Origin of the sequence: Microbacterium mitrae (genome assembly GCF_008017445.1) — a bacterium.
Classification (GTDB): domain Bacteria; phylum Actinomycetota; class Actinomycetes; order Actinomycetales; family Microbacteriaceae; genus Microbacterium; species Microbacterium mitrae.
Genome location: NZ_VRSW01000001.1, coordinates 503156 through 521493, shown reverse-complemented (window position 1 = coordinate 521493; position 18338 = coordinate 503156). Strand labels below are relative to the sequence as shown.

13 protein-coding genes and 1 other RNA gene are annotated in these 18338 nt (G+C 63.2%); 5 read left to right on the top strand and 9 right to left on the bottom strand.

The window, feature by feature from the left end:
* Positions 1-11 precede the first annotated feature (11 nt).
* The 3 genes from ftsE (at position 12) to smpB (ending at position 2647) form a co-directional block, all read left to right on the top strand.
* Positions 12-1154, top strand: a complete 1143-nt coding sequence (gene ftsE, locus FVP60_RS02510; protein WP_147824682.1) for a cell division ATP-binding protein FtsE — start codon at positions 12-14, stop codon at positions 1152-1154.
* Positions 1151-2062, top strand: coding sequence for a permease-like cell division protein FtsX (gene ftsX, locus FVP60_RS02505; protein WP_147824681.1), 912 nt, complete (start codon positions 1151-1153; stop codon positions 2060-2062). Before ftsE ends, ftsX begins: the two co-directional genes overlap by 4 nt.
* A gap of 108 nt (positions 2063-2170) precedes the next feature.
* On the top strand, positions 2171-2647 hold the full coding sequence (gene smpB / locus FVP60_RS02500) for an SsrA-binding protein SmpB (protein WP_147824680.1): 477 nt from the start codon (positions 2171-2173) through the stop codon (positions 2645-2647).
* 25 nt (positions 2648-2672) lie between these two features.
* On the opposite strand, the gene FVP60_RS02495 is transcribed toward smpB, so the two are convergent.
* The 3 genes from FVP60_RS02495 to FVP60_RS02485 form a co-directional block, all read right to left on the bottom strand.
* Positions 2673-4139, bottom strand: a complete 1467-nt coding sequence (locus tag FVP60_RS02495; protein ID WP_147824679.1) for an MFS transporter — start codon at positions 4137-4139, stop codon at positions 2673-2675.
* A 35-nt stretch (positions 4140-4174) separates the two neighbouring features.
* The gene (locus FVP60_RS02490; RefSeq protein ID WP_147824678.1) at positions 4175-5530 is read right to left on the bottom strand and encodes a M20/M25/M40 family metallo-hydrolase; all 1356 of its coding nucleotides are present in this window, start codon (positions 5528-5530) and stop codon (positions 4175-4177) included.
* A gap of 77 nt (positions 5531-5607) precedes the next feature.
* Entirely contained in the window at positions 5608-6267 is a 660-nt protein-coding gene (locus FVP60_RS02485) for an SIMPL domain-containing protein (protein WP_147824677.1), read from the bottom strand.
* Positions 6268-6724: 457 nt separating this feature from the next.
* Between FVP60_RS02485 and FVP60_RS02480 the strand changes: the two genes are divergently transcribed.
* Positions 6725-11872 carry an endo-alpha-N-acetylgalactosaminidase family protein gene (locus tag FVP60_RS02480; protein WP_246132428.1) on the top strand — a complete coding sequence of 1716 codons (5148 nt, stop codon included), beginning with the start codon at positions 6725-6727 and terminating at the stop codon, positions 11870-11872.
* 227 nt (positions 11873-12099) lie between these two features.
* Positions 12100-12467: a transfer-messenger RNA gene (gene ssrA / locus FVP60_RS02475) on the top strand.
* 76 nt (positions 12468-12543) lie between these two features.
* Here the strand turns inward: ssrA and FVP60_RS02470 are convergent.
* From FVP60_RS02470 to FVP60_RS02445, 6 genes are all read right to left on the bottom strand, one after another.
* Positions 12544-13488 carry a Dyp-type peroxidase gene (locus FVP60_RS02470; RefSeq protein ID WP_147824676.1) on the bottom strand — a complete coding sequence of 315 codons (945 nt, stop codon included), beginning with the start codon at positions 13486-13488 and terminating at the stop codon, positions 12544-12546.
* A gap of 20 nt (positions 13489-13508) precedes the next feature.
* Positions 13509-14108, bottom strand: a complete 600-nt coding sequence (locus FVP60_RS02465; protein ID WP_147824675.1) for a DUF305 domain-containing protein — start codon at positions 14106-14108, stop codon at positions 13509-13511.
* An 18-nt stretch (positions 14109-14126) separates the two neighbouring features.
* Positions 14127-16367, bottom strand: coding sequence for a heavy metal translocating P-type ATPase (locus FVP60_RS02460; RefSeq protein ID WP_246132492.1), 2241 nt, complete (start codon positions 16365-16367; stop codon positions 14127-14129).
* A 159-nt stretch (positions 16368-16526) separates the two neighbouring features.
* Positions 16527-16811, bottom strand: a complete 285-nt coding sequence (locus FVP60_RS02455) for a hypothetical protein (RefSeq protein ID WP_147824674.1) — start codon at positions 16809-16811, stop codon at positions 16527-16529.
* A gap of 113 nt (positions 16812-16924) precedes the next feature.
* Complete coding sequence (locus tag FVP60_RS02450) at positions 16925-17491, bottom strand: hypothetical protein (protein WP_147824673.1); 567 nt, start codon at positions 17489-17491, stop codon at positions 16925-16927.
* On the bottom strand, positions 17491-18309 hold the full coding sequence (locus FVP60_RS02445) for an inositol monophosphatase family protein (RefSeq protein ID WP_246132427.1): 819 nt from the start codon (positions 18307-18309) through the stop codon (positions 17491-17493). The genes FVP60_RS02450 and FVP60_RS02445 overlap by 1 nt, the downstream gene beginning before the upstream one ends.
* Between the last annotated feature and the right edge of the window lie 29 nt (positions 18310-18338).

The following is an 18338-nucleotide window of genomic DNA, read 5'->3' as shown; positions in this document are numbered from 1 at the left end:
CTCAACAAGCCATGATCCGCTTTGAAAATGTCACCAAGCGCTACCGCGGAACGGCGAAACCCGCACTGAACGACGTCAGCTTTAACGTTGACCGCGGCGATTTCGTCTTCCTTGTCGGTGCCTCGGGCTCGGGAAAGAGCTCCTGCCTGCGTCTCATCATGCGTGAAGACGTTGCCTCCAGCGGCCAGATTCATGTCTTGGGTCACGACCTCAAGCGCATGTCGAGTCGTAAGGTTCCGTACTTTCGCCGCCAAATCGGTTCCGTCTTTCAAGACTTCCGGTTGCTGTCGACCAAGACGGTCTTTCAAAACGTTGCCTTTGCGCTGCAGGTGACCGGCGCTTCGCGTGCGCTCACCCACACCAATGTCGAGCGCGTGCTTGAGCTGGTCGGTCTCACCGGCAAAGAAAAGCGCATGCCGACCGAACTTTCTGGTGGTGAACAGCAGCGCGTTGCGATCGCACGCGCCATCGTTGGCGACCCCAAGCTGCTGTTGGCCGATGAGCCAACCGGAAACCTTGATCCGGCGACCTCGACCGAGATCATGCGACTGCTCGCGCGCATTAACGCGACCGGAACCACGGTGGTCATGGCCACGCACGAGGCCGGATTCGTCGATCAGATGAAGCGTCGCGTTATTGAGCTCAAGTTTGGTGAGCTGATGCGTGACGAAGCACATGGCGGCTACGGCGACACCTCCGCGATTCCGCGGCTGGCGCCGGTGAAGGCGCGCGGTGAAGCATCGGCCGAGGCCCTGAGCGCGATGCGCAAGGTGCAGCGTGAAGTGGCGACAGGCGCAAGCGCCGGCGCAACCGCCGCCACCGCGGCCACCGCGGCTACGGCAGCCGTGGTTCCGGCCGCTGAACCCGAGCCCCAGATCGCCGAAGAGGTGATCGAGGTGGTCGTAGAAGGGCGTGCGGAACCATCGGTCGCCGAAGCCGCAGAGGCTCAGACCGCCGACGAGGTGGCCGAGTCGCTCACCACTCAGGCCGATGAGGTCGCAGCGGATGAGGAGGCGGCACAGAATGCGACATCGCCCCGCCCGCTCACGCGCCCGATCGTGATTCCCGAGATCAACGTGGCTGAGCTGGGTGTTGCCGATCGCCTCGGCCTGAGCGATTTTGACGACGATGATGAGGTTGGTCCGACGTCATGAGAGTAGCGCTCGTGCTGTCGGAGGTCTTGCAGGGCCTTCGACGCAACATTTCGATGGTTATTTCCGTCATTCTGGTGACCTTCGTCTCGCTGACGTTTGTCGGCTCTGCCGTGCTGATGCAGTCTCAGGTGTCGAATATTCGCGACTACTGGGAGCAGCGCTCGCAGGTCGCGATCTACATGTGCGCCGAAGGATCGTCAGCCTCAACCTGCGTTGACGGCGTCGCCACCGAGGAGCAAATCGAGTCGGTCACAGCGGCGCTGGAGGGCGAGACGCTGGCGCCGCTGATTCAGACGTATTCGTTTGATAGCCAGGAAGTGTCGCTGGAGAAGTTCTTGCAGCAGTACCCGGAATATGAGGGTGCGGTTGATGCGGCGCAAATGAATGCGACGTTCTGGATCAACCTGAAAGACCAGACCAAGACCGACGTCATTTATGAGGCGTTTAGCGACACCAACGGCATCCACGAGGTCAAAGACCAGCTGAAGTATTTGGATCCGCTGTTTCAGACACTCACCGTCGCCACGTACATCGCTATTGGCGTGGCCGTGCTGATGCTGATTGCGGCCGTGCTGCTGATCGCAACCACGATTCGTCTCTCGGCCTATGCGCGTCGCAAGGAGATCGGCATTATGCGTCTGGTGGGCGCATCGAACCGCTTCATTCAGACCCCGTTCATCTTGGAAGGCGTGGTTTCCGCGCTCATCGGAACGCTGCTTGCCGGCGTCGCGGTGGTGCTGGGCGTCAAGTTTGGTGTCGAAGGGTACTTGCGCCAACGACTCAACCTGGGCGGCGAATGGATCACGGTGAATGATGCCCTGCTCGTGGTTCCCGTGCTCATCGGCATTGGCGTCGTGCTGTCGGCCTTCTCCGCGGGCTTCGCGATTCGGCGCTGGCTGCGCACCTAGACCGAACCTCTTTCGCACACGCCAGGGTGAGCATTGCCGCGCGGCTGGCCGCCGCGCTGATAGACTGACAGGCTCTGTGCGTGTGTGCAGAGTCAAAGGAGTGATCACATGGTCCGCGAGCGCGGTGAGAAGCTGATCGCGACCAACCGTCGCGCCCGGCATGAATACAACATTGAAAAGACCTACGAAGCCGGTCTGGTCTTGACTGGCACGGAGGTCAAATCGTTGCGCCAGGGGCGCGCGAACCTGAGCGATGGCTACGCCTACATTGACCACAATGAGGCGTGGCTTGATGCGGTGCACATTCCGGAGTACTCGCAGGGGCACTGGACGAACCACTCGTCAAAGCGGGTGCGTAAGTTGCTTCTCAACCGCGACGAGATCGTGAAGATCAGCCACGCTATTTCAGCCGGCGGCTACACCCTGGTTCCGCTCAAGCTCTACTTCTCCGACGGTCGCGTCAAGGTTGAAATTGCGATCGCGAAGGGTAAGAAAGAGTACGACAAGCGCCAGACGCTGCGCGAGCGCCAAGACACGCGCGAAGCGGAGCGGGCCATGCGCACCCGCAACCGCATGGGCGAGTAGCGCCCGCGGGTTCCGGCGACGAGGCTTAGGCGGCGATGGTGTCGCTCTGCTCGTCGGTTTCAAGCGCCCGCTGCGGGTCTTGGAATGCGTTTTTTGGCACGAAAAGCAGCACGACGGCGGCGATCAGTGCGGTCACGCCGCAGATGATCCAGACCGTCATGTAGCCACTGAGGCTGCCTGCCGTCTCTGACGCGGAGCCGCTGGCGACCTGCTGCAGCAGCGCAATGCCGAAAACGCAGGATGCCACGGCCCCGCCGACGGTCTTGACCGAGTTGGTGAGACCCGTCGCGACGCCGGTCTGCGTGGGCGGTGCGGCGGCGGCAGCGGCCGACGGGAGTGCGGCGACGAGGGCGCCGGAACCCAGACCGGCGAACACCATGTTCGTGACGACCTGCGCATACGTGTCGTGGAACGGCAGGAAGAGCAAGAATCCGATGCCGACCAGGATTGATGCGAGCATGAGGGTGAAGCGGGGCGTCACCCGTCGCGCGATGATCGGGTAGATGAGGGCGCCCGCGATCATCGCGATCAGGTAGATGCCAATGATCAGCGATGTGGCGAGCCCCGTGGTTCCGAGTCCATAGCCGACCTCCGCAGGGTCGGTTCGCGCAAACGTTGACAGCGGAGCCTGCGCGCCGAGCACAGAAACTCCGAAGAGGCCCGCGGTGAGAAAGACCGGGGCGAGAGACGGCGAGCGGAACATGCGAACGTCAATGATGGGGTCGTCGTGCTTGAGCTCCCACAGCACGAACGGAACCATAAGCGCGAGTCCGAGTAGCACGACACCCCAGGCGAGGGGGCTACCGACGCCCTGCGTGCGCAGCATCGCAAGCCCGCCCGTGAAGGCGATCAACGCGATCGAGACGAGAGTGAGACCGACCGTGTCGAGGCGGCCGCCGGTCGGGTTTGGCGACTCCTTGACGCCAAACAAAATCACGAAGAAGCAGATGGCGACGATGATGCCCGGAATCAGCAGCACGACGGTGAGGGGCAGGGTGTCGACCAGTTGCCCGCCGACCAACGCGCCGGTGATTGCGCCGAATTCGAGCGCCGCGACCAGGATGCCGGCAGATTTCATAGTGATGCTGGAGCGCTGGCCCATGGCGCGTGCCCGCGACCAGATGAGGGCGATTTCCAACGGCAACCACACCACGTAGAAGCCCTGGAGTGCCCAGATCGCGAGGAAGACCGGAAAACTGGTGGCGAACGGGAGCGCGAGGGAGGCCACCGCGGTGAGTGCGGTTGACACCAGCAGCATGCGCTTATGGCCGACCATGTCGCCGAGTTTTGCGAACGCCGGAACCACGAGCGCGGAGAGCATAAGCTGGGCGCCCTCCAGCCAGTTGACGTCGGCATCGTGCACGTTGAGAGCGCGAGCGATGTCGGTGAGCATCGGGGTGTAATACCCCTGCAACACGCCACTGGTGAACTCGACGAATGCAAGATAGCCAACGACGCTCGCGAGAGCGCCGAGGGAGATGGCGCGAGACATGGGGCTCCTTCGCTCCAATTCGGGTGAGTCTGACCCTATCGGGAAGAGGTCAGTGCCGTGAGCAGGGCGCGGTGAAATTTCTCGCCACGCTCAAGCTCCGAAAGGGCCACCCACTCATCAACGCCGTGAATCGCGGCACGCTGCGCCGTCGACATCAGCAGCGGCGCAAAGCGGTAGGTGGCGGGGGAGAACGTGTGGAAGTGGCGGGAGTCGGTGGCCGCGAACACGACGTACGGAACCGCGATGGCGTCGGGATGACTTGCCGCAAGAGCCGCCGCGATGGCGGCGAACTGTTCATTGTCTGCCGAAGACTCGGGGGAGGGATCGCTACTGGCGACTACCTCGATCGAGATCTGCGGGTCGTTGATCCGCTTTCGCAGGCGCTTGAGGGTTGACGGCACGGTCTCGCCCAGCGCGATACGCAGATTGACGGTGGCGGATGCCTGCGACGGCAACACGTTATCTGCCGTTCCGCCTGCCAGCATCGTGGGGGCAACCGTGGTGCGCACCATGGCGGCCGGCTCGCCGCCGAGCTTCGCAAACAGCATCGCGGTGACGGGCGGCAGCGCGGCCAGCGCCTTCAGCCCGAATGCCGCGGGGCCGGACACGCGATTCGCGAAGGTGCTCAGCATGCGGCTGACGGCGCGCGGGGCTCGGGCAGGAAACGTGGATGGTGTGAGTCGATCAACGGCGCGCGAGACGCGACCAACGGCCGTGAGCGGGGGAGGAAACGAAGCGTGACCGCCGTCGCCCCGAGCGACGAGTCGCACGGTCATCAGACCCTTCTCGCCGACACCGATCATAGCGGCTTGGCCCCTGACCATTGGCAGCGGGTCAATGACAACGGCGCCGCCCTCATCAATCACCAGCCACGGCACAATTTTGCGTCGCTGTAGCTCGGCGGCGATCGCGACCGCGGCCGAGCCGAAGCTTTCTTCGTTGCCGCCGAAGGAGAGATACACGTCACGCGCCGGCGTGAACCCTGCCGCGAGGAGATTCTCCACCGCCTCCAGAATGACCAGCAACGGCCCCTTGTCGTCGAGCGCGCCGCGCCCATAGACGTTGCCGTCAGCGATGGTTCCGGAAAATGGCGGGTAGGTCCACGCGTCAGATTCGTCAACCGGAACCACGTCGTAGTGCGCCATCAAGACAACGGGAGCGTCGGAGGGGGTCGTCCCACGCCACCGGTAGAGGTGGCCAAGATCGTGCAGCTTCTCGTGGTCGAGGGTGGCTGTGACCAGCGGGTACAGCTCGGCGATCAGCTCGATGAAGGCGTCGAAATCGCTGAGGCCCCTGGCGTCCAATTCGGCTGAGACCGTGGGGAGTTGAATCATCCGGCTGAGTCGTTCGGCCGCACCGGGGCGAACCTCGATGTTCGAAAGATCGGGCATGCTCTCACCATAGGGGGTGAGAGCGAGTGGTTCGAGAGATGTCACGGCGTCTGGCCGTCCATCGTCGGGCGGGCGGGCTAATTCGCGTGAAAGCGCGCCTCAACCGTGGCAGAAACTTCAATCTCGTCGGGCTCGAGCTGAAAGTTTGGTGCGCCCGCCATATCTGCGGCAGCGCCTCGCTGCATCATCATGGGTGCCTTCATGGCGGCTTCGTGCGACAGCATGCCAACGTCGGCAATCTGCACGGCCTGCACGTTCGCAAGGCCGAGCGCGCTCGCGTACGCGGTTGCTCGATCAATCGCGACCTGCACGGCGCCCTGTGCCACCGCATTCTCGGTGGCACGCTCCGTCTGCTTCGTGAGCGTCCAGGTGATGGCATCAACGGCAACGCCCTCCCGCTCTGAGGCGCGGGAGATCCACTCGCTGAGCGCGGAGAAGTCTTTGAACTCAGCGACCAGCTGAACGGAGGCATGGTGAACCAGGGGGAGTTGCTTGCCCTTGTCGTTCCATGGCCGATCGGCCCACACCGAAACGCGCTCGCTGTTCCACTTCGTGATCGCGCCCTCTGTTTCTGCGGCGGCCAGCTCCTGCTGCAGGTCTGCGGCGATCTCTTGTGCTTGGGCAACGACACCGGCGCGTTCTGGGCCGTCCAGGCGAACGGAGACCCGGGCGACACCCAATTCGGCGGCGACGAGGGCTTGGTGTTCACCACGAACGGTGATGACGACGTCGGTCATGAGGCCTCCTCAGGCTTGGATTGCAGTGAGCATAGCGCGACGCGGTGACAGCCCGCCTTTTTTAGATCGACGACAGCCGAGATCACCCTCACAAAGTCGCGTGGCAAGGTCTTCGGCCGCCGGGTTGCGCGTCGTCGACGACGGGGATGAGGCCAGCGGGAGCGGTGGCGGCGCGCGGAATGTTCCGCGCCTCTGAATCGATGAGCAATATCTAATGTTTGCGCAATCAGGGCGTCAGGGCTTTTATGGCAAGAGATTTCTTGCTACGTTGCGCCGCCCGAAAGGCACGACGTGCCGAGATACTCATCCCCTCAGCGCTCAGGCGCTCCTCAACTAATCGGTTCGCTCCTGACTTCCGCGCTCGTGTGCGGAGGTTTGATTGCTGCGGCAACGCCCGCGTACGCTGCGGATCTGTTCCCGGTTCCGAAGCCCGATTACCTCCTTGCGGCCGTGTCGAGTGAAAAAAGGTGCGTATCCGGCACCGCCCGCACTTGACGGCACGGCGCTGGGAGCGTTCGACGGCAGCTACCCAACGCAGTGGGTAACGAACTATCCGTCCGCAACCTATCCGCACTGGATCAATATCGATCTGCAACGCCCTATTTCGGTCAAGGCGCTGGATTACTCCGGCCGCCTCGGCCAGGGGGTGAACCCGACGCAGGTGCAGGTTTTCGCGACGAACAGCAAGGCCGTGGCCGGTTCTGCTCCCACAGACGGAAGCGCCTGGGGCGAACCGGTGGCTGTGGCAACCTTGACGGCTCCCACCTCGAACACCCAAAAGCAGCGCATTGAGCTGCCTGCCGCGGTGGATGCGCAGTACATTGCGTTCCGAATCACCGCGTCCGTCAACGGTAAGGATGGTGGCGCCGGAGAGATTGAAATCCTCTCCGATGAGGCGATTCCGCCCATTCCCGAAGAGCCGACTCCGACCACGCCGGAGACGTTCACGATCTCTCGCGGCGAATTGTCGGCAGATGTGGCGCAGACATTCCCGCAGATCGTTGGCTACTCGGTTCAGGGCGAAGAGCTCGCGGGCAACCTCGCCACCAGCGAAGGGTGGGCCGTCAACGGTGTGCCATACGCTGCGACGACAACGGCGACTCAGTCGGCGACAAGCGTGCAGTACGTCTCCGAGCTGGAGGGGATCGACGTTCAGGTCACGAGCGTCATCGAAATCACCGAATCCGGAAACGTGGAATTCCGCGTCACAGACATCGCCGGCTCGGTAGAGGTAAACACACTGGGACTCCCGGGCAACGTGTTCCTCTCGACCGACTCGACGGACGCCGAGTCGGTGCTTGATCGAACCATTGTGAGCCCCGACAGCACGACGAATGCGGATGAGCACATCGCCGTGACGGGCGAGACCAGCACAGGTTCTAAGGGTGCGGCGTACGCGTTCGTCGGCAACGGCGCGCTCACTGCGAGCATCATCACCAACGCCACCGTGCAGGGCACCAGCGGCAATGCCTCGTGGAACAACCGTTTGACCACGAGCGTCACCGGAACGTCGACTCGCACGGCGTCCGTGGGCTCGAACACCTGGCTGGTGCACCCCGCTAACGCATCTGACTCTCGGGTGACCACGTATGAAATGCCGAAGGTCACCGTGCTGTTTGCGCAGGATCGCAACAGTGATGGCGCCGTGGACTGGCAGGATGCCGGCATTCGTTACCGCGAGGTCGACGAAGTGCGTCTCGGTGCCGAGCGCGTTGCCGAACGTGTCGTGAGCCGCATTCCCTTCAACTTCGCGTCGCAGGCGACGAACTACTTCGACCTCACGCTGGAGAACACGCAGCGCATCGCGAACCAGACCGATGGGCTTGGCCAATACGTGCTGAACAAGGGCTTCGGTAGCGAGGGTCACGACTCGGCGAACACGGACTACGGCGGAAACTACAACGAGCGCGCCGGCGATCTCGCCGATCTCAACAACCTGGTTGATGTGGGCGCCACGTTGAACGCCGACATGAGCGTGCACGTCAACGCCACCGAAATCTACCCGCAGGCGAACTCGTTTGACGAGGCGATCCTCGATGGTTCCGCGCCGTGGTCGCCAGGGTGGAGCTGGCTTGACCAGTCGTACTACATCAACCAGCAGAAGGACCTGGGAACCGGCATGGTTCTGGATCGATTCCAGCAGCTACGCGACGAGGTTCCAGGTCTCAGCGGTGTGTACATTGACGTGTACTACTCGAACGGTTGGGTCGCGGAAGGGCTCGCGAACGAGCTTCACGACATGGATCTGGAGATTGCAACCGAGTGGGGCGACAAGTTCGTTGACAACGCCGTTTGGGCGCGCTGGCCGACCGACCTGGCCTATGGCGGTGCCACGAATAAGGGCATTAACTCCACCATGGTTCGATTCATCCAGAATGGCCAGGCAGACGTTTGGAACGACGACGCACTCCTCGGCCAGCAGCGCCTCATCGACGCTGAAGGATGGAGCGGAAACCGCAACTGGACGCTGTTCATGGACAACATCTGGAATCAGAGCCTGCCCACGAAGGTCATCCAGCAGTTCGATCTGCTGACCTACGAAAAGGGCGTTTCTGCGACCCTCACTGACGGTGCCGCCATCACCATTGACGGTGCGGATCGTGTGATCACGCTCGGTGATGCCGAAGTGCTCCGTGGCGACTCGTATTTGCTCCCATGGCAGAGCCTCGCGTCGAATAATGATGCTGGTTCACCGGTCAACGCCGACAAGATGTACTTCTTCACCGCATCGGGCGGGGCAAAGACCTTTGAGCTGACGGACGCTTTTGGAGGCAACACCGCCTTCGACATCTTCAAGCTGACCGATCAGGGTCGCGAACTTGTCGGCAACGTGCAGGCCGCTGACGGTGCTCTCACGATCGACGGCGAAGCCGGCGTTGCGTACGTCGTGGTTCCGGTCGGCGGGCCCGAGCGGGTGGCGCCGACGTTCTTCTCCGCGGGCCTCAACGACCCCGGATTCAACTCGGGTTCGCTCGACGGCTGGAACCCGGAGGGGGCGGCCTCGATTGAGACGACCGACGTGGGATCTGGCAAGCGCGATTCGAGCGGAGACAACATTGCTGTGCTCGGCAGCGGCGAATCGTCCATCAGCCAGACGGTGAAGAACCTGTTTCCGGGGCAGCAATATACGTTCTCGGCGCAGGTTCAGATCGATCAGTCTCAAGCCCGCACGGTCACGATGTCGGTTGACGATGGTGCTGGATCAGTGGAGCGGGTCTGGGATGTGTCTCCGACGCTCAACTATGTTGCCGCCGACTCGAAGGCGAACCAGCATTATCAACGAGCGGCGGTGTCATTTGTCGCCCCAGCTTCGGGGGAAGTGACGGTCGCGATTGCTGCCGCAGACGGTGACGCCAGCGTCTCGATCGACAACGGTCGCGCCATGGCCGACACCACCGCAGCGTTCAAGCAGGGAACGGTCTACTCGAACGATTTCGAGGGCAACCAGGCCGGTTGGGGTCCGTTCGTGAAGGGCGATGCCGGTGGCATCACCGATCCGCGTACGAGCATCTCGGTGCGGCAAGACCCGTACACGCAAAAAGACTGGCGCAACACCGCCCGCCCGCACGCGCCCGGCTGGGCGGCGGCAGGAATGGCCGTCGACTCGGTTCTCGCCGGCGATCACTCGCTGATGTCGCACGGTGAAAACGGCGGCCTCGTCTATCGCACCGACCCGACGACCCTCACCTTGCAGGCAGGGCACTCGTACGAGATCGCCTTTGACTATCAGGTTGGTCGCACCGGAGCATTCCAATGGGTGCAGGGTATTGACTCCCGAACGGAGGGCGTGGTCGAGGCAACAGTACAAAGCCGCCTCGAGCTGCCCCAGGCGCTCACGACGCCGTTCAGCCAGGAGATTACCGTCGGTTGTGGCGTCAACACGTGGGTGGGGCTGGAGCGCCTCGGCGGGCAGGAGGTGGACTTCACCCTGGATGACTTCACGGTGACTGACCTCGGCCCGACGGCTGGTGGAACCCCGTGCGCAACACTCAGCACGGACGTGGCAACCCTGAGCCCCGGCACCAGCGCGGAGTTCACCACCACGTTTACGAACACGGAGTCTCTTGCCGTCGAAAACGTTGGCGTGCAGCTGTCGCTGCCGGAGGGATATTTCGTCCAGGTAGAATCGTCCTCGTCGAACCTGTTCGAAACGGTTGCGGTCGGAGCAAGCGTGTCAACCACGTGGCTGATTACCGCACCCAGGGAGGCGGCGGGCACGACCGTGAACCTCGGTATCGCGGCAACGTATCTTGCTGACTGCGATGTGCGAACCGTGAGCATCGGGGTGTCGGCGACGGTGGGTAATCGTGCGCGAATCCCCAACGCTCAGATCACGGCAACGGCGTCGTCGGAGGAAATCGCTGACGATAACCTTGCCGCGTATATGCTCGACGGTGACCCTGGCACGTTTTGGCACTCGCGGTGGAGTTCAGCCGCCACGAGCTTCCCGCACGAGCTGGTGTTTGATCTGGGAACGGTCGAACGGGTCGACGGCATCGGGTATCTGCGTCGCGCCGCGAACCAGAATGGCCCGATCAAGGCCTACGAGGTGCAGGTGTCGACGGATGGCACCGACTACACCACCGTCGCGACGGGCGACTGGGCCAACGTCGCCGAGTGGCAAGACGTCTCTTTCGAGGAGGTTGAAGCTCGCTACATCAAGGTGATCGCATTGTCGTCGATTTCGGGAACCCGGTTCGCGGCTGTCGCCGAGATGGCGATCTACGGAACATCGGCACCGGTCGAAGGGAACGCGCCCGGCATTCGCCCTGCGGATGACCTGACGGGTTGCGCCGTCGAGCTCAACCCCGTGCTTACCCTTGGGCTTGCTACGGTCGAAGCGGGTAACACGGTTCCGGTTGAACTCACCGGTTTTGAAGCGAGCTCCGCGGTTTCGTTCTGGATCGGCGACCGCAAGCTCGCCGATGCCACGGTCGACGAGGCTGGAGCGCTGAACACCAACCTGCTGATTCCTGCAGACACGGCACCCGGAACCGTGGTGATCGTGGTGAAGGATGCCGCGGGGGAGAGCGCAGCGTCGGCGGAGCTTGACGTCACCGCTCCCATCGCGCCGGCCGTATCGACGGTCGCGCCGGCCGTCGATACGGTGACCGCAGGTGCCAGTGTTGAGGTCACGCTCTCGGGATTCCCAGCAGATGCAGCCGTTGAGCTGTGGCTACACTCCGAACCCGTAAAGATCGCGAATGCAACAACCGACGCGAACGGTGCGGCCGTCATCATTGCCCTGATTCCGGCGACCACACCTGCGGGAGCACACCGCCTGGTCGTGACCGACACCGAGCAGAACGAACTCGCTGATGCTCCGATTACCGTGACCGCGGCAACCGGTCCCGGTAGTGGAGACGGCGATGGCGATGGCGATGGTGCTGGTGCTGGCGATGGCAGCGGAATCGCTGGCGGCAACGGCAACGGCAACGGCAACGGCAACGGCTCGACGGGCGGCACCAACACCGGCGCTGGCACGTCGGGTGGTGGCCCACTCGCAAACACCGGCGTTGACGGTTCCGGCTGGGTCGCAGCGGTACTCGCCGCGATGGCGCTGATCGGCTTCGGCCTCTGGGCACGACGCCGCTCTGTGAGCTAGCGCGCAACTCCGCGGGGCGGCGGGTCGACTTTGTTCGGCTCGCCGCCCCGATGGGTTGTTGCGGCATTCGGACGTCACGATGCCAACGTGTGCCCGCGCTTCATGGTTCCGCTCGCTTCGGCGAATAGATTTCACGCGCCGTGTGTTGTAGTCTGTAATGCTCAGCCACATTGTGGCGAGCTTGGTAATTCAACAGTGTGACAGTGGCCATTCCGCAAGGAACGCACGGGGATGATCGGTTTCGACATTGCTTGCGAATCTGCGAGAAGCGGGCCAAGGATGCCGGGTTATCTTGTGAACGCTCCCGGCAAAAACTAAGTGCAGATGCAAAGCGCACTGACTTCGCCCTCGCTGCTTAAGCGAGCCCGATAGTCCGTCAGGCCGTAGGCGACCCCGCTACGGATCCTGGCGTCATTTAGGGGTCTAGCTGCACAGAGGAGTCTGGACTCTGTGTGGGACATCTACAGACTGGGCTTGTCGACTTAGGTGTTTGTGGCAAAGGTCGGAGCCGAGTAGAACGTTTTCACAAACTGCGCCCGGAGAAGCCCCAGAGACTCAGCGATGGACGGGGGTTCGATTCCCCCCATCTCCACCAACCACTGTCACATCGAGAAGCCCCTCGATCCCTTTCAAGCATTGGGATCGAGGGGCTTTTCTCGTTTCTGGTTCTTCTAGTCGCTGAGACCCGCCAGAAAAGCCGGGGTCGGCACGAAATAGGTGCTGCCGGTGACGGCGGTGGAGAAGTCAAGAATGCGGTCGTGCATGCCTGGCGGGTCTCCGATGAACATGCGCTCCAGCATCTTTTCGATCACCCAGAGATGGCGTGCGTAGCCGATGAAGTACGTGCCGAACTCGCCCGCAGCGGGGCGCGCGAACGGCATGTTGTCGCGCACAATGTCGTGTTCGCCCTCGTGATCGGTGATGGTAGCGAGGGTCTTGTGTGACTTCTGGGCGTCGGCTGCGGCGTCATCGAGCTCGATATTGTCGGGCTTCGTGCGCCCAATGATGGCCTCTTGCGCTTCGGTTGACAGTGCTTGCCAGTCCGCGAGCGGGTGCAGGTACTTCTGCACCACCAGGTAGCTGCCACCCGTGAAGTCGGGGTCTTCGCCGCCCACGAGCGCTGCCGCCGGAAGGTCGGCACCGATCGGGTTGGCGGTGCCGTCGACGAAGCCGAGCAAGTCTCGTGAGTCAAAGTACCGAAAGCCCACCACCTCATCGACCGGAGTCACGGCGTCGCCCAGTTGCTTCAGCAACAGACGTTCGAACTCGTACGCCAGATCTTCGCGGTCGGCGCGAATGTGAAACAGCAGGTCTCCCGGCGTCGACACCGCGGTATGTTTCTCGCCGCGGATCTCGCGGAACGGATGCAGCTCGAACGGCGTCTTGAGGCCGCAGACCTCGGACCACACGCGGGCGCCGATGCCAACCGTGCACGACAGGCGCACGGTTGGCTCTCGGAAACCGACGGTCTTCACCAGATCTTCCAGCCCCGCGAGCATCTCGGTGACTGTTGCCATCGCGCCGGGCTGGGCGTCGTTGACCGTTACGACCAGAAAGATCGCCCGCAGTGTAAGTGGGCCTTCAACATTCTGCGTGCGGTAGTCGCTTTGCTGCATGCAGGAACCGTACCACCGTGTCAGCGCAACGTATCGAGCAGATCCTGCATCTCGCTGATCTCCGCCTTCTGATCGGTGATGATTTTCTCCGCAAGAGTAATGGCATCGGGGTTCTGACCCGAACCGACCTCCTCTTCTGCCATCTCCACCGCACCCTCGTGGTGCACAATCATCTGCTCCAAGAACAGCACCGACGCTTGTGGGCCGTCTGCTGACTCCAGCGCCGCCATGTCATCGGCCGACATCATGCCGTCGCCGTGCCCCATATCTGTGTAGTCGGCGACATCTCCGCCCCACGCCGTCACCCACTCGGTGAGCTGATCGATTTCGGGTTGCTGTGCGGCCTTGATGCGCTCGGCGAGCGCGACAACCTGCTCGTCAACGCCCGACTTTGCGAGCACGATGTCGCTCATCTCGATCGCCTGCTGATGGTGGCCGATCATCATGGCGGCAAACATCAGGTCGGCGGCGTTCGCGTCTACCGAAGCCTCGGGTGTCGACCCGCCACTGTGTCCGCCGTGACCCGTCGAGCTGACGTCGCCGCTGGTTCCGCTGCATCCCGCGAGAACAAGAGTGGAACCAATGATGAGGGCGGTGAGGGGCGCAAACTTGATCTTCATGTTGTCTCTTTTCGTGCCTTAGTGAGAGTGCTGGTGTTGCGTGGCAGGTGCCGATTGCGCGGCCACTTTTGTTGATGCGGCGAGGTGGGCCGGGTTGAGGTCGACGCGGCGCAATAGCTGCGCATTCGCGGCCACGACGACCGTAGACAGCGACATCAGAATGGCGCCCAACCACATCGGCATGTCGATGCCCCAGGGCGAGAGCACGCCGGCGGCGAGCGGCACGGCAATGAGGTTGTATCCGGCCGCCCACCACAGGTTTTGCTTCATCTTGCGGTAGCTGGCGTGCGAGAGCTCAATGACTGAAAGCACCGCGCGCGGGTCATCGCTGGCGAGAATTACGCCGGCGGAACCAATGGCAACGTCGGTGCCGGTGCCGACGGCGAGCCCCACATCGGCCTGCGCGAGCGCGGGCGCGTCGTTGACGCCGTCGCCGACCATCGCTACGCGGTGCCCCTCGTGTTGCAGTGCCTGCACCTTGGCGGCCTTATCTTCGGGGCGCACCCCGGCAAACACCCGGTCGATGCCAAGTTGCGCGGCAACAGAATCTGCCACGGCCTGCGCATCGCCGGTGATCATCACCACCGCAATGCCGCGCTCGTGCAGGGCGCGCACCGCGTCATGGGACTCTGGGCGAATCTCATCCGCCAACCGCAGCGCGCCAGCAACGGCGCCGTCCACGATCACGTGTAGCACGATCGCACCCTCCGCCGACCAAGGTTCGGTGTCGGCGAGTGCATGCAGACCCTCTTGCGCAAGCAGGTACGGGCCGCCCACCTGCACCAGCTGTCCGTCAACCTGGGCACGCACACCGACGGCGGGGGACGAAGAAAAGTCGCTGGCAGGCGGAACCATGATGCTGCGGTCTGCGGCGCCACGCACGATGGCGCGGGCGAGGGGATGTTCTGAGTCGCTCTCCGCAGCTGCGGCGAGCATCAAGACGTGCTCTTGGCTCATGGTTCCGGTCGCCAAAACAGCGGTGACGGCTGGCTCGCCCTTCGTCAGCGTGCCGGTCTTGTCGAACACTACGGTGTCGATGGTGCGCATGCTTTCGAGGGCGAGGCGATCTTTCACCAGCACGCCGTTGCGGGCCGCCTTTTCGGTTGCGATGGAGACGACGAGCGGAATCGCGAGACCCAGCGCGTGCGGGCAGGCGATGACGAGCACGGTGACGGTGCGCACGATGGCGTCTTCTGGCGAGCCGATCAGGCTCCACACGATTGCGGTGATCACGGCGGCGCCGAGCGCGAACCAGAACAGCCATCCGGCGGCGCGGTCGGCGAGGCGCTGAGCCTTAGACGACGAAGCCTGCGCATCGGCCACGAGGCGGCGGATACCAGCGAGTGCGGTGTCTTCGCCGACGGCGGTGATCTGCACCCGAAGTCCTGAATCGGTAGCAACGGTGCCGGCCACAACGCGGTCACCGACATCACGGCGCACGGCCAGCGATTCGCCCGTGATCATTGATTCGTCCATCGCGGCGGAACCTTGCACAATGGTTCCGTCTGCCGGCACGCGCGCGCCGGGGCGCACCACCACCACATCACTGGGGCGCAGTTCGCTGGGGGAGACGGTGGTGATGCTGTCGCCGTCGACCCGCTCGGCTTCATCGGGCAGCAGCGCGGCGAGCGAGTCCAGCGCCGACGTGGTCTGTGCCAGCGATCGCATCTCGATCCAGTGGCCAAGCAGCATGATGACGATGAGCAGCGCGAGCTCCCACCAGAACTCCAACTGGTGACTTACGACACCCAGCGTTGCGGCCCACGACGCCACAAAAGCGACCGTGATAGCGAGTCCGATCAGCAGCATCATTCCGGGTTTGCGTGCCCGAATTTCATCGATGGCACCGGTGAGAAACGGCGCGCCACCCCAGAAGTACATCACGGTGCCGAGCACGGCCGGCAACCACGTGATGACGGGGGAGTCGGGGAGTGAATAGCCAATGATCATCGCGAACATCGGCGAAAGAGCGATGGTCGGCGCGGCGAAAACCAGCATGATGAAGAACAGGCGGCGGAACTTCTCGGTGTGGCCCGTGTGGCCGGAGTGGCCGGAGTGACCGGTGTGGTCTTCGTGGCCGGAGTGGTCGGCGTGGCCCTCGTGGCCGGAGTGGGACTCTGGTGCGACATGGCCTTCGTGGCCGCCGTGGCTGTCGTGTCGATTTGCTGGCGCCTCGGCCGCTGTGTGGCTCGCGTGGATGTCGTGCTCGGCGTGCGTGTGCCCTGCGTGCATGTCGTGTGCTTCCGGGGTGGGCGTCATGTCGTGACCGGAGTGGCCCGCGTGCTGATGATCGTGTGTCATCGGCGCCTGCTGGCCGAGGGGATCGCTGGTGCTCATGAGAATGTCTCGTCTCTTAGCTTGCTATCGAACGTGTTAGCCACGACAACACTATACCCCCCAGGGGTATTCCACGCAAGGCTAGGATTGGCGAGGTTTTGTTACCGCTGAGCGCCACACGACCGTCTCCCACGTGCCGTTCGTGCCCTGCCATCGCACCACGACGATCCGATCGTTCCAGCCGATCGCGATGGCATTGACGAGCTCTGCCGCGCGGTGCGGCCACGTGATCCACGCATGTACCCGCTGGCCAGCCTGTTGCCAGGCGACGGGTTGTGTGCCCCACGCCGACGGCGGCAAGGTGCACGGCGCGATACGCGAAATAACGCTCTCAAGTTTTTCGTCGGTGACTTTCGTGGACCCCATGGTGGCTCTCGCTCGGGAGCGCCCGGCCGCGCGCGTGAATCAGTACCTTCACGGTAGATGGAGCCGCCGACGTCGCAGCGCCCGCGCCGATGAAAATGCTCGGGATCAGCGAATTATCGTGGCCACTGCACCAGCAGAAGACCCTGCTTTGTGTCGGCGTAGGTGACGGCTCCTGCGACGAACTTGTACGTCATGCCGTAGCCGTTCTCATCCACCACGGTCGAGCGGTCACCCGCTGTGATGTAAACCGTTTCACCGTCGTCTTCGCGCGTCCATCCCTGCGCAACGAGAGCGTCTTGCATCGCGATGGCGGTTGCCTCGTCAATGGGGGAGTACGCGTAGATCTGCACGGCCTCGCTGGAGTGCGACTCGTAGTCGCCCCAGGTGCACTGCACGCTATCTGGCAACGGAGCATCGACTCCAAAAAGCTGGCTCTGCTGAAAGCTCCAGCCCATGTCTTCGAACTGGGTGATGAGCGTCGGCGGCAGCAGGTTCTCGCATGTCGCCGCTTCTGGTTCTGCCGATTCCTCCGGCTCCTGCACATTGGTTCCGGTGCCCGGTTGCGGGGTGATGGTTTGTGCTGGCTGCGAGGTTTGCGGCGGCGCTGGAGCGGGCCCCGAGCATGCGGTCAACGATGCGGCAGCGGCGAGAAATGCGGCGCCAACAAACGCGCGCCTCATCAGGCGCTCGGGCTTTCGTTGTGAAGGAAGGCGAGGTAGGTATCGTGCAGCCAGCCGTTTGTGGCGAGGGCGGAGTGCTGAGTGATGGAGGCTTCGCCGTTGTATGCGGTCATGCGTCCGCCCGCCTCGGTGACGATCGGAACGACGGCTGCGATGTCGTAGGGTTCGACACCAAATTCGGCGACGAATTCGAGGCGGCCCTCGGCCAGTTGCATGTACGGCCACACGTCGCCATAGCCGCGGTCGCGCCATACGGCGCGCGTGAGGCGAATCAGGGTGTCAAGCTCGCCGACCTCATCCCACTGCTGGATGCTCTGAAAGCTAATGCTTGATTTCTCCAGCTCGGCAACATGCGACACGTGAATCTGTCGCGGTTCCGCGCCTGGCACATTCGTCCAGGCGCCCGCACCCGTTGCCGCCCACCAGCGTCGACCCAATGCGGGCTGGCTCACCACGCCCACCTGCGGAACGCCGTCGACCGCGAGTGCGATGAGGATTCCCCACATCGGCAGCCCGCGCATGTAGTTGTGGGTGCCATCGATCGGGTCGATGATCCACTGGCGTGAACCCGTGCCCTCGGTGCCAAACTCTTCACCCAGAATGCCGTCGGTGGGGCGCTCTGCCGCGAGAACCTCACGAATCGCGCGCTCGGTGGCAATATCTGCATCGGTCACGAAGGTCGAGTCGGCCTTCTGATCGATCGTCAAATCTGCCGAGTCGAAGGGCGCCATCGCGACGGCGTCGGCCGCGTCGGCAATGCGCAGAGCGAGCGCGAGATCGTCGGCAAACGGCGATGAAACGTCGGTGAGGGAGGCCACGAGACAAGGGTATCCCGGCGAAGGTATCT